The organism is Sorangium sp. So ce385 (assembly GCF_051474135.1).
GTDB lineage: Bacteria > Myxococcota_A > Polyangia > Polyangiales > Polyangiaceae > Sorangium > Sorangium cellulosum_D.
This window is the reverse complement of the sequence record NZ_CP150337.1, coordinates 14,200,581-14,212,352: the sequence shown is the minus strand read 5'-3', so window position 1 is coordinate 14,212,352 and position 11,772 is coordinate 14,200,581. Positions and strand designations below refer to the sequence as shown.

The 11,772-nt window shown below is 72.3% G+C and carries 9 protein-coding genes; all 9 read right to left on the bottom strand.

Features of this window, described 5'->3' with window-relative positions; translation table 11 throughout:
• Positions 1 to 54 precede the first annotated feature (54 nt).
• The 9 genes from WME83_RS52060 to WME83_RS52020 all read right to left on the bottom strand — a co-directional run bounded on the left by WME83_RS52060 (position 55) and on the right by WME83_RS52020 (position 11,761).
• A complete protein-coding gene (locus WME83_RS52060) occupies positions 55 to 1,476 on the bottom strand; it encodes an SPFH domain-containing protein (protein WP_437317159.1) in 1,422 nt (473 codons plus the stop codon).
• Positions 1,477 to 1,641: 165 nt separating this feature from the next.
• A complete protein-coding gene (gspC, locus tag WME83_RS52055; RefSeq protein WP_437317158.1) occupies positions 1,642 to 2,607 on the bottom strand; it encodes a type II secretion system protein GspC in 966 nt (321 codons plus the stop codon).
• Between the two features lie 215 nt (positions 2,608 to 2,822).
• Positions 2,823 to 4,376 (bottom strand): BNR repeat-containing protein, encoded by a 1,554-nt coding sequence (locus WME83_RS52050; RefSeq protein WP_437317157.1) that lies wholly within the window; start codon positions 4,374 to 4,376, stop codon positions 2,823 to 2,825.
• A gap of 59 nt (positions 4,377 to 4,435) precedes the next feature.
• Positions 4,436 to 5,665, bottom strand: a complete 1,230-nt coding sequence (locus WME83_RS52045) for a molybdopterin molybdotransferase MoeA (RefSeq protein WP_437317156.1) — start codon at positions 5,663 to 5,665, stop codon at positions 4,436 to 4,438.
• 40 nt (positions 5,666 to 5,705) lie between these two features.
• Positions 5,706 to 6,290: a Uma2 family endonuclease gene (locus tag WME83_RS52040; protein WP_437317155.1), complete on the bottom strand. Its 585-nt coding sequence runs from the start codon at positions 6,288 to 6,290 to the stop codon at positions 5,706 to 5,708.
• A gap of 85 nt (positions 6,291 to 6,375) precedes the next feature.
• The gene (locus tag WME83_RS52035; protein WP_437317154.1) at positions 6,376 to 8,337 is read right to left on the bottom strand and encodes a DUF2330 domain-containing protein; all 1,962 of its coding nucleotides are present in this window, start codon (positions 8,335 to 8,337) and stop codon (positions 6,376 to 6,378) included.
• A 255-nt stretch (positions 8,338 to 8,592) separates the two neighbouring features.
• On the bottom strand, positions 8,593 to 9,678 hold the full coding sequence (locus WME83_RS52030; protein WP_437317153.1) for an ABC transporter ATP-binding protein: 1,086 nt from the start codon (positions 9,676 to 9,678) through the stop codon (positions 8,593 to 8,595).
• A 99-nt stretch (positions 9,679 to 9,777) separates the two neighbouring features.
• A complete protein-coding gene (locus tag WME83_RS52025) occupies positions 9,778 to 10,656 on the bottom strand; it encodes an ABC transporter permease (RefSeq protein ID WP_437317152.1) in 879 nt (292 codons plus the stop codon).
• 13 nt (positions 10,657 to 10,669) lie between these two features.
• A complete protein-coding gene (locus tag WME83_RS52020; RefSeq protein WP_437317151.1) occupies positions 10,670 to 11,761 on the bottom strand; it encodes a polyamine ABC transporter substrate-binding protein in 1,092 nt (363 codons plus the stop codon).
• Between the last annotated feature and the right edge of the window lie 11 nt (positions 11,762 to 11,772).

The following is an 11,772-nucleotide window of genomic DNA, read 5'->3' as shown; positions in this document are numbered from 1 at the left end:
TTGCCCCCGCCCGCCTAGCGTCCCGCCCGATCCGCGCGGCCGCGGCGCCGCACCTCAGCGCCGGCCGGCCTCGGGCTCGCGCTCCGCCGGCAGCTCCGCCTTCTGCGCCCGCGCCGAGGGCGCCTCGAGCCCCGCCGCGCGGGCCAGCCCCATCACCCCCTCCACGGCGGCCGCGATGTATCCGAACGGGTTCGCCCCGTCGACCGCCGTGACGTGCACCTCGCCCATCCGCTGCTGGAACGCGGCCGCGAGCGCCGGCATCTGCTGCGCGACCGTCAGCCGGATGATCTCCGGGGACACGGCGTTCTCGATCTCGCGGAGCGCCCGCGCGCGCCCGAGCTCGAGCTCCTGCGTGAGCCGCGCCTTCCTCGCCTCGATCTCCGCGATGGCGAGCTCGGCCTCCGCCACGAGCCGCCGCGCGTCCGCGATCGCCGCGCGCTGCCGGAGCAGGTCGATCTCGTGGGCGCCCGCCGCCATCTCCGCCGCGTGGCGCGCGGCCGCCGCCTCCGCCTCGAGCGCGGTCTTCTCGACCTCGGCCCTGGCCGAGCGCGCCGCGAGCTGCTGCTCGTGCGCGAGGCGCGCCTCCTCGATCCGCGCCTCGGAGGCGATCTCCTCGAGGCGCGCCTTCTCGCTGGTCTCCTGGCGGCGCGTGCGCAGCTCGACCTCGGCGGCGAGCTTCGTCAGCTCGATCGCCCGCTGCGCCTCGGCCTCGCCCTGCTGGACGGCGCGCTCGGTGAGCAGCGACGCCTCGCGGGCCATCCGCTCCTGCTCCTTCCGGTAGCGCGCCTGCAGGTTGCCGAAGACCGCCGGCGAGAGGATGCGCACGTCCTGGATCTCGATGGAGTCGACGAGGACGCCCCACCCCTTGTCGGTCGTGTCGTCGACGCTGCCGCGCCCCGAGACGACGGGCACGATCTCGCGCATCAGCTCTCCGGCGATCCCCTCCTTCCGCCGCGTCAGGCACTCCTCGACCGACAGGTTCGCGATCAGCCGGCGCGCGGCGCCCGCGAACATGTCGACGAGCAGCGCCTCCAGCTTCTCCTGCGCGCGCTCCGGGAACGAGAAGTTCAGCATCCGGAAGGCGACGAGCGGGTCCGCGATGCGGTAGACGGCGAGCCCTGTGACCGCCACGCCCACCTTTTCGAGGGTGACCTGGTCGGCCGTGAACTGGAGCTTCTGGATCGTGGTCGGCACGACCGCGACGCTGTCGCCGGGGAGCTTGAAGCACGAGGCGCCCTGTCCCGAGGTGGGCCGCAGGTGGCCTCGCCGCATGTGAATCAGGTACTCGCTCGGCTTCGCGCTGATGCGCCCCCACCTCTTGAGCTTCTCCGGATCTTCGGCCGGCTTGCCGGCGCGCCAGCCCTGCTCGTATCGCTCGCGGTCGGCCGCCCAGGCCCCGCGGTCGCCCGCGTGGACGATGGCCGCCGCGCTGCCCTCGGCGCCCGTGATGACCCTGCGTTGATCGATGTGCGTCATGGCCTCTCCCTCGCGAGACGGGCTTCGCAGGAACCGGGCCAGACGGGAGAGATGGGAAATGGGGCTCTGCGCCGCGCCTCCCGCGCCGCGGCGATCCGCGATGGAGCGCGCGCCGCTCCAGGATGGAGCGCCGCGGCCCGCCGCGGCCGCGGGGGCCGGCTCGCGTCAGCGGATGTTGACCCTGAGCCTCACCGGGCGGCCGTCGCGCTCGACGACGACGGACAGGCTCTTGTCGGAGCGCATGCGCGTGTAGGCCATCATCGCCTTCTGTGGGTCGGTGAGATCGATGCTGTTGATCGACTTCACGAGATCGCCGCTCTGCAGCCCGAACGACTCGAGCACCGAGCCCGGTTTGATCATCATCTTCAGCCCGACCACCTGGTTGTCCCGCATCTCCGGGATCGCCGCCGAGGTGGTCGTCACGATCTCGGGCTGCTCGAAGATCTTCTCGGCGGCCGATCGATCGATGTCGATCTCGGTCTCGCTCACGCGCTTCATGCGCGAGGCGATCTCGGGCGGGACGTCGCTCCTGCCGGACGCGCGCGACGGGGTCGCGCGGGGCGGCTCCGGCGCCCGGGGCTGCGGCTCGGCCGCCTTCTTGCCGTCCTTGTCGCTCTTCTTGCCGAGCTGCATCTGGCAGCGCGCGCCGCCCGACGTCATCCACACCCGATCCCAGGCGATGTGCTCGACCTTCCGGCCGCCGATCTCCCCCCCGCGCCGCCCGAGCGCCGTGCGTCCGCCTTCCGCCTCGACGGCGGCGAACGACCATTCCGGGTCCTCGGACACCGCGATGAGCACGACGCGGCCCGTATCGCACGGCGGCGCGAGGTAGGGATCGCGCTGGGAGAGATCCGCCTGGCCGGCGGTCGCCGCGCTCGGCCGAGGCACGAGCGGCCCTGTCGTGGAGTCGAACGGATTGCGCTCCAGGATGGGCGCCGCGCTCGTCGCGCGGTCGTCCGAGGGCGGCGCCGGGGCGGGCGCTCTCTCCGGGAGGGCGGGTGGGGCGCCGTCCCGCGCGATCTGGTGGGCGATGAGCTGAGCGACCCCGGAGGCCTGATAATACGCGGAGACCGCGACCATTCCTCCCACGATGAATGCGAATCCGCGCTTGACGAACGCGTCGGGGTTCATTGGTAACGCTCCTCGTGGCGGGAGCGCGCCGGGGCTCGCGGCGCGCGTGTCCCTTGCCGCCGCGGAGGTCGCGGCAGTGCACGCCCTCGCCACCGGCAAGACCGCGCGTCAGGGCGAGCACCGAGCGTGCCCGCGCGCGGGTCATCGCCGCGGTCGGGGCGGGATCTGGCCCGGACAGGCGCGCGATCAGCGGGGAGGTGCGCTGTTCGCGCGGCTCACTTCAGGGAGTACTCGAGGCCCCAGATATTCACGGATCCCCGCTCGGGGTAGTACACGGTGAGCTCGTCCGAGGCCTCGAGCCGGGCGGCGTCGATCAGGGGATCGGAGAAGAATCGGCCCGCGTCGGAGGCGTCGAGGAGCGTCCAGGTCGCATAGCCGTCGCTCGGCGAGGCGCCGGCGATGCGCAGATCGGGGAGGATCGCGTAGACGTTCTCGGTTGAGGAGATCGCGAGCTTTCCCCGGAAGTTCTCGATCGCGCGCAGGCCGAGGCCGTGGCGCGTCCAGGTCCCCTCCGGATCCCGGACGTAATGGAAGAACTCGCTGCGCGCCCGTGCGTTCGTGAAGTTCGCGTCGTCGGCCTCGGCGTCGGGCAGGTGCGAGAGCAGCACGTGGACCCGGCCGCTCTCGTCGACGGTCATGTGCTCCTGGTTGATGAGCCCTCGGTTCTGGCCGATGGCCCACACGGACAGGCCCGTCGTGCTCCGGGTGACGAAGGAGGCGCCGGTGGTCGCGACCTTTTCCCCTGCATTGTTGTGCCAGGTGCGCCCGTGATCGTCGCTGTAGACGTAGAGGAGATCGTGGTTCGTGGTCGCGTTCGGCGTGTCCCGCCAGCACCAGGCCGCGTGGAGGCGCGCGCCGCCGCGCGTGTACGCGAGCCCGTGCAGGTAGGCGTTCATGCTGGCGTCCGTGCCCTCGATGTACTCGCCGAGCGCGCTCCAGGCGTGCGCCGTCGTGTCGTACTCCCACAGGTGCTCGTCGCCGCTGCCGCTCTCGCCGATCCGGGCGCTCAAGAGGAGCTTGTCGCCGCCGGGCTCGGTGACGAACCGCGGGTAGGTGACGAGGGTCACGGTGGTCGAGCCGACGAGCGCGCTCGAGACGGCGCCGAAGCTCGCGGCGGCCCAGGCGGTGCCCTCCGGGTCGGTCAAGAGGCCTGTGACAGAGCGGCGGTAGTGGAGCGTGCTGCCGTGGTGATCGAAGGCGAGGTGGAGCGTGCCGTCGCCGGGCGCGATCCCGAGAGAGATGGTGTTGTGGGCGTCGTCGGCGCTGAGCCGGTAGTCCTTGAAGTCGAACTTCTGCCATTCCCCGGCGGCCTCTCCGGGGCGGGCCGGCAGCTGCCGTCGCGCGAGGACGACGTTGCGGTTGGTGTTCCAGAAGGCCGTGTACTGGTAACCGCCGAAGGAGACGATCGCGTCTTGCTGGAAGGATTCGCCGTTGAGGTAACCGCCATACGACACCACGGTGAGGCCCGACTCGGCGAGCTTGCCCTCGGCGCGCTTGACGATCCCCGGCGCGACGGCTTCCGCGCCGCCGCTGCCGGAGGTCGCGCCGCTCGCGGTCGTGCCGCTCGCGGTCGTGCCGCCGGCCGCGCCGGTGGATCCGGCGCTGATCGCTCCCGTCCCGCCGCCGCCGAGGTTCGCGCCGCCTCCGCCGGCGCCGCCGCCTGACGTGGAGCCCTCAGGGGTCGAATCGCGCTCGCCGTCGCCGCAGCTCGCCAGGCAACCTGCCGAGACGAGGACGAGCAGAAGGGAGGAGGAAAAGCGAAGGATCATGGGTGTTGCCCGAGGGTACTGCCGTTCTGCGGCGGTACCAAGCGCGGTCCCGCCTCGCCTCACGCGTCGTAGAGCAGCACCTCGACCTCGGCGCCCTCTCCGACCGCCGCGTCCTCGGCGCGCACGATGACCACGCCGTCCGCGCGCGTGGTCGACGACAGGATCGACGCGCCGCTCGTCGCGATCGGAAACACCCGGTCTCCCTCGACGCGCACCCTCACGTAATCGACGCGCCCCGGCAGCGAGGCGATCTCGCGCGCCACCACGCACCGCCGCCGCCGGTGCGGCCACGCGCGCGGCAGGCCGCCCAGGGCGCGGATCGAGGGGCCCGCGAAGAACTCGTAGGCGCAGAGGCACGACACCGGGTTTCCCGGCAGCAGGAACACCGGCCGCTCGCCCGCCAGAAACCCGAACCCCGCGGGCTTCGCCGGGCGCATCGCGACGCCGTGGACCGTCACCTCGCCCAGCTCCGCGAGCACGAGCGGCGCGTGGTCCTCCGAGCCGACCGACGACCCGCCCGAGACCAGCACCACGTCCTCGCCGGCCGCCGCGAGGGCGCTCCGGACCGCCTCGCGCCGGTCGGGGACATACGCGACCTCCACGCCCTCGACGCCGTCGCGGCGCGCGAGCGCCGACAGCACCAGGCTGTTCGCGTCGACGATGCACGCCCCGCCCGGCGCGCTCCCCGGCGGCAGGAGCTCGTCGCCCGTGATCAGGATCCGCACCGACGGCCTCCGCACCGCGCGCACCTCGGCGACCCCGGTCGACGCGAGCACGCCGACGTCCTGCGGCCGCAGCCGGCGCCCGGCCGGCACGACCTCCGCGCCCTCCATCACGTCCTCGCCGATCGGCGCGACGTGCTTGCCCGCCGGCACGGGCGCGCGCACCCGCACCACCGCCGCCCCGTCCGGGCCCGCCGCCTCCTCCGCGTGCTCCGCCATGAGCACGGCGTCCGCCCCCGCGGGCACCGGGGCGCCGGTCGTGATCCGCACGGCCTCGCCCAGGCGGAGCGCCCCCGCGTGGGGGCGCCCGGGGAACGACGCGCCCACGAGCGCGAGCTCGACCGGCGCGCCGGCGGCCGCGCCGGAGGTCGCCTCGCCGGCGAGCGCGTATCCGTCCATCGCCGCGCGCACGAAGTGCGGCACGCTCGCCCGGGCGAGCACGCGCTCGGCCGTGACCCGCCCCGCCGCCCGGGCGATCGGCACCGGCTCGTCGCCGAGCCGCCGGATCCGCTGCCCGAGCACCTCGAGCGCCCGCTCGACCGTCGTCTGCTCGCGAAACCCTCGCATCCGGACGTCGCGCATCGGGGCTCCGTGGACGGTCGGCCCCTCAGCCCGCGGCGGAGGTCTCGAGCGCGCCGCGATAGACCTCGTCGACGTCGAGCAGGCCGTCGATCGACGCGAGCCTCGCGCGCTCGCCAGGCCCGGCCTCGTAGAGCGTCCACGAGCCGTCCTCGTTGCGCCGGAAGACCTCGATCCGCGGGTGCGCCTGCGAGACGAGGACGTACTCCTTCAGCGAGGGGATGCGGCGGTAGTGCGCGAACTTCTCCCCCCGGTCGTACGCCTCGGTGGAGTCCGACAGCACCTCGACGAGCACCAGCGGGTTGACGACCGCGTGCTCGTCTTCGGGATCGTACGCCAGCTTGCCGCAGACGACGCTCACGTCCGGGTACGTCGCGAGACCCGTCGCGAGGACGCGCACGCGGAGGTCGGACGAGAACACCGCGCAGGTTCGCTGGCGGAGCGCGGCGCGAAGCTCCGCCGTGACGTTCGCCCCGAGCCGCGCGTGCTCCGGCGTGCCGCCGGCCATGTCGAAGACCTCGCCGCCGAGGTACTCGTGCTTGGTCGGGCTCGCCCGCTCCTGCTCGAGGTACTCGGCGTAGGTGAAGGAGAGCTTGCGGGCGGGTGCGTTCACGTTCGTGGCCTCCCGCGGGAGTATGGCACGGGAAGCCCCCCTCCGGTGCCGCCCGCGCCCGCCGCGGCGCCGCCCGCCCGATCCCTTACCGCTGGCCGCCCCTCCGCGGCCGGCTCGCGCGCCGGAGCGGCGCGATCAGCGCGAACACCCCGAGCGCCATGACCGACAGCTTCGGCCCCCGCTTCTTCCGGGCGCTCGGCTGCCGCTCGCCCGCGATCGAGCAGTCCTCCGACTCGGCGGAGTCGTCCGAGCCCCCGCTGCAGCCGTCGTCCTCCGCGTAGTACTCGTCCTCGGACTCCGTCTCGCTCGTGTCTCCGCTGCAGCCGTCGTCCTCCGCGTAATACTCATCCTCGGACTCGTCGCTCGTGTCCCCGCTGCAGCCGTCGTCCTCCGCGTAGTACTCGTCCTCGGACCCCGTCTCGCTCGTATCGCCGCTGCAGCCGTCGTCTTCCGCGTAGTACTCGTCCTCGGATCCCGTCTCGCTCGTGTCCCCGCTGCAGCCGTCGTCCTCGTACTCCCCCGCGTAATATTCGTCCTCGTCCTGCGGCTCGGGGTCGTCCACGACGACCGTATCGGCGGTGCCGGCGCAGCCGCAGCCCATGTCCGCGGCCGGCTCGTCGTCGTAGTAGTACTCGGGGTCGTCCACGCCCGACGGCCCGCCGGTCGTGCTCGACGCGCCGGCGCTCGGCCCGCCGCCGAGGCCCCCGGGCCCGCCCACGCCCGACGATCCGCCGGGATCGCCGCCCGCGCCGCCGCCGCCGGTCTCGGTGGAGCACGCGTCCAGGCGCAGGGCGCCGGCCCTCACGACCGGCGAGGCGGACGCGCCGGCGCCGAACGTCAGCGGCCAGTCCGCGCCGGACTGCCCGGCCGCGAGCCGCAGCGAGACGCGGGTGAGCCACACCGACGACGGCGCGAGCCCGGAGAGCCCGACCGCGAGATCGTCGGCGATCGGGCCGCACCGCAGGAGATCGGGATCCGTCTCGTCCCTGCGGGGCGACTCCGCGCAGTCGAGCGCGCCGTCGACCACGCCGAGCGCGGCGCGCGGGCAGCTCGCGGCGACCGCGAGGCTCGACTCCAGCGCGGCCGCGGCCACGGCGGCGCACGCCCCCGGGCCGTCGCCGGCGTCGCCGTACGCGCCCGCGCGCGCGAAATAGGCCGCGATCACGCTGTCCACGCTGTCGCTGCCGAGGGCGACGCGGCGGCTCAGCGGCCCGTGCCCCGCGGCCTCGACGAGCGCCCCGTCGAGCCCCGCCTGGCCGAGGGCCTCGGCGCGCAGCGCCTCGTAATCGCTGCGCTGCGCGTCCGCGTCCCAGCTCAGCGAGGCCGGCGGCAGCGTCACCGGCGTCGCGCCCGTCAGCGCGCCCCGGCCGTCGCCGAGGAGCCACGCGGTCACGCGCACGTCGCCCGCGCCCGCCCTGGCCAGCGACAGCGGCAGGCGCGCCTCCCCGCCGCCGGTGACGATGCGCAGCGTCCGCGTCACCGCCGGCCCGCCGGGCGCCTCGAACCGCGCCGCCGCGAAGCGCATCCCCTGCAGCTCGCCGAGCTGCGCGGCCGTCTCGGAGGAGAGCGCGAGCCCCGCCGACTCGGCCCAGCGCGCGACCGCGCCCGCGTCCTCGAGCACCGCCACCTCGATCGGCTCGAGCGTCGGCTCGTGCGCGAGCTGCCCGACGGTCTCGAACGGGCCCGGCGGGCCGTCGTCCCCCGGGCAGTACGGGGCGACGCCCTCGGGCGGGAGCACGCGCGGCGCGGTCGCCGCCTCGAGCGCCTCGAACCACGCGTCCGAGCTCGCGTCGAGCGCCGCGAGCGGCGGCACCGGCACGACGACCGCCACCGGCCCCCGCGCGCCGTCGAACCGCAGGCTCGTCCAGAGCGTCGTTCGCTCCGGGCCCGCCGCGACGGCGACGCGCTGCTCGACGGAGGCCTGTCCGGCGCCGGGCAGCCACGCCCCCGCGGCGAGGGCGTCGCCAGGAAAAGAGAAGAGGACCGCAGCAGGAACGACAAGCGCAAGCGACCGTCGGGGCATGCGAGGCCGATTGGCAAGCAGCATGCCCTCCATCCTACGCGGCCATCGAGCCCGACTTCCACGCTGCCGCGGCCGGATGAGAACCGCGGTTCACGACGCTCCGTCACCACACCGACGACGCCGCCGGCGTCGCGTCGGAATGGCTGGCGCGGCACGGCGCGCGGCGGTCGTCGCTTCCCGCCAGAGAGGCGGGATGGCAGGACGAAAAAGGCCAATGGTTTCCCCGCGTTGATCGGGGCTCGTCCGGGCGGCGGCGATCGGCGGCCGGCCTGCGGCGGCTCACCCCTCGTGGACGATGACGATGTCGTCGGGGTGAAGGTGGCAGAACACCCTGTCGCCGGCGTGCAGCGCGGCCTGGACGGAGCTCTCGTTGGCCACCACGGCCGTGAGCTCGAGGCCGGAGTCGGTCCGGAGGCGGAGCTGGTCGGTGGCGCCCTTGAACAGCTCGTCCTCGACGTGCGCCTCGAAGCAGTTCTCCAGATCGCCGTGCCGTTCCTTGCGGAGCGCGATCTTCTCGGGCCGGATCGAGATGAGCGCGTTCTCGGCCCCGCCCGCGAGGTGCTCGGCGTCGACGAGGAGCTCGATCCCGCCGGCGAGCCGGACCCGCGCGCGCGCGCCGCTCCGCGAGAGGACGGCCGCCCGGAGGATGTTGGCCTGGCCGATGAAGTTCGCGACGAAGGTGGTCTTCGGCCGGTGGTAGATCTGCGACGCGTCGCCGAGCTGCTCGATCCGGCCCTTGTTGATCACGGCGATGCGGTCGCTCATGGTGAGCGCCTCTTCCTGGTCGTGGGTCACGAACACGAAGGTGATCCCGAGCTTCTTCTGGAGCGCCTTGAGCTCGACCTGCATGGCGTGCCGGAGCTTCGCGTCGAGCGCGGACAGCGGCTCGTCGAGGAGCAGGACCTTCGGGCGGCAGACGATGGCCCGCGCGAGCGCGACCCGCTGCCGCTGCCCGCCGGAGAGCTGCGACGGCTTGCGCTGCTCCATGCCTTCGAGCGACACCATCGCGACGGCGGCGCGGACCCGCTCGGCCATCTCCGGCTTCGGGACCTTCTTCATCCGCAGGCCGAAGCTGATGTTCTCCTGCACGGTCATGTGCGGGAACAGCGCGTAGCTCTGGAACACCTGGTTCACGTCCCGCCGGTAGGGCGGCTCGTACGTGACGTCCTTCCCCTCGAGCAGGACGGCGCCGCTCGTCGGCGTCTCGAACCCCGAGATCATCCGGAGGAGCGTCGTCTTGCCGCACCCCGAGGGGCCGAGGAGGGTGATGAACTCGCCCGCCTGGATCTGGAGATCGACCTCGCTCACGGCTTGAAAGCTGCCGAATCGCTTGGTGACCGCGCGGAGCTCGACCATGACGTCCATCGATTTACCTTGGGGGGCCGGAAGCAGAGGGGGAGAGATAGAGGGAAGAGAGGGAGCGGGAGAGCGGGACGAGCGGCGGCGGAGGAGCGCGGCGCCGCGTCACCGGTCCGGCTCCTTGCGCATCCCGAGCAGGAAGAACAGCGAGAACAAGAGGAGCAGCGTCATCCCGAGCGCGGCGCCGAACGGCCAGTCGCGCGCCTGACCGAACTGGTTCTGGATGACGTTGCCGATCATCGGCACGCGCGACCCGCCCATGAGATCGGTGATCGCGAACATCCCGAGCGCCGGGATGAACACGAGCAGGACGCCCGCGAGGATCCCCGGCCGCGTCAGCGGGACGATGACGTGCGAGAAGGCGGACACCGGCCCCGCGCCGAGATCGAACGCCGCCTCGATGAGCGCGTTGTCGAGCTTCTCGACGCTCCCGTAGATCGGCAGGATCATGAACGGCAGGTACGAATAGACGAGGCCGATGACCACCGCCGTCGGCGTGTACATGATGTCGAGCGGCGCCGAGATGATCCGCAGGTAGAGCAGGAGCCCGTTGAGGAGCCCCTCCGACTTGAGGATCGACATCCACGCATACGTCCGGATGAGGAAGCTGGTCCAGAACGGCACCATCACCAGCATGAGCAGCTTGTTCCGGATGCCCTCCCGGGCCCGCCCGATGAAGTACGCCACCGGATAGCCCGCGACGAGGCAGATCGCCGTGGTGATGGCGGCGTACTTGATCGAATTGACCAGGATCTTGAGGTAGGTCGCGTCGAGGACGCGCGCGTAGCTCGACAGCGAGAGCTTGAAGACCACCTGCCCGAGCTCGTCCCGCTCGCAGAAGCTGTAAACGAGCATGATCGCGGTGGGCGCCACGACGAAGGCCAGGAGCCAGAGCAAGAGCGGGGCGAGCAGCAGCCACCCGCGGACGCCCGGCCTTCGCTGGGGGCCCTGGAGCTCGACGACCTGCCCGGTGGCCGTGTTCATGACGCCCCGCCGCTCACTGCGACGCCTTGAGGTCCGTCACCAGCTTGTCGATGTCCGCGGCCGCCTTCCCGATGTCGTGGAAGGTCTCCATCCCCGCGAGGGGCGGGTAGCTCGCCGGGTTCGCGAGCTGCTCCGGCGTGAGCAGCGCGCGCGCCTCCGTGTTCGGGTTCGTGTAGGGGAACTTGTCCGAGATGATCTTGCTGACCTCCGGGCGGAGGATGTAATTCATGAACATCTCCGCGCCGATCTTGTTCTGCGCGTTGTCGGGGATCGCCAGGCTGTCGATCGCCTTGTGCGTCCCCTCGACCGGCAGGACGAACTGGAACTTGCTCTTGTCCTCCTGGTAGAGCAGGGCCGCCTCCCCGCTCCAGACGACGCCGATGTCGACGTCGCCGTTGAGCAGCGCCGTCTTCGGGCTGTCGGAGTCGAACACCTTCACGAGCTTGATCCACTCCGCCAGGGTCGGCTTGATCTTCGCGAGGTTCTCGGGCGTCACGTCGTTCGGGTTCATCCCCATCGTCACCATCACCCAGGAGACCATCTCGCGGTTGTCGTTCAGGGCCACGATGCGCCCCTTGTGCTTCGGCTGGAACACGTCCTTGTAGCCCTTGATGGGCTCCTTCACCTTCGCGGTGTTGACGACGATGCCGACGGTCGTGCCCATCCACGGGACCGTGTACTTGAGCTCCGGGTCGTGCGGCTGGTTCCTGAACGCGGGCGCGATGTTCTTCAGGTTGGGGATGCGCGCGTGATCGAGCGGCTGGAGCTTCTTCTGCTTGATGAGCGCCTCGATCGCGTACTCCGAGGGCTGGATGAGATCGTACCGGGTGCCCCCGGCGAGGAGCTTCGACAGCATCTCCTCGTTCGAGGCGTAGGTCTCGTAGTTGACCTTGATCCCCGTCTCCTTCGTGAAGCCGTCCAGGATCTCCTGCGGGACGTACTCGGACCACCCGAAGAGGTTGAGCTCGCCGCCGGCCTTCGGCTCGGGCGCGGGGCCGCTGCCCGAGGCGGCCGCCTGGGGCGCCGGGCTCTCCTTCTTCCCACAGCCGAGCAGGGCCACGAGGGGCACGAACAACAGGATCAGGAGCGCTGAGATGCGTTTCATTGGCTTTTCCT

Bases quoted from the DNA above. Each gene is read 5' to 3' on its own strand.
- WME83_RS52060 (WP_437317159.1), bottom strand. From the start codon at position 1,476: ATGACGCACATCGATCAACGCAGGGTCATCACGGGCGCCGAGGGCAGC.
- WME83_RS52020 (WP_437317151.1), bottom strand. From the start codon at position 11,761: ATGAAACGCATCTCAGCGCTCCTGATCCTGTTGTTCGTGCCCCTCGTG.
- WME83_RS52025 (WP_437317152.1), bottom strand. From the start codon at position 10,656: ATGAACACGGCCACCGGGCAGGTCGTCGAGCTCCAGGGCCCCCAGCGA.
- WME83_RS52050 (WP_437317157.1), bottom strand. From the start codon at position 4,376: ATGATCCTTCGCTTTTCCTCCTCCCTTCTGCTCGTCCTCGTCTCGGCA.
- WME83_RS52030 (WP_437317153.1), bottom strand. From the start codon at position 9,678: ATGGACGTCATGGTCGAGCTCCGCGCGGTCACCAAGCGATTCGGCAGC.
- WME83_RS52045 (WP_437317156.1), bottom strand. From the start codon at position 5,665: ATGCGAGGGTTTCGCGAGCAGACGACGGTCGAGCGGGCGCTCGAGGTG.
- WME83_RS52035 (WP_437317154.1), bottom strand. From the start codon at position 8,337: ATGCTGCTTGCCAATCGGCCTCGCATGCCCCGACGGTCGCTTGCGCTT.
- gspC (WP_437317158.1), bottom strand. From the start codon at position 2,607: ATGAACCCCGACGCGTTCGTCAAGCGCGGATTCGCATTCATCGTGGGA.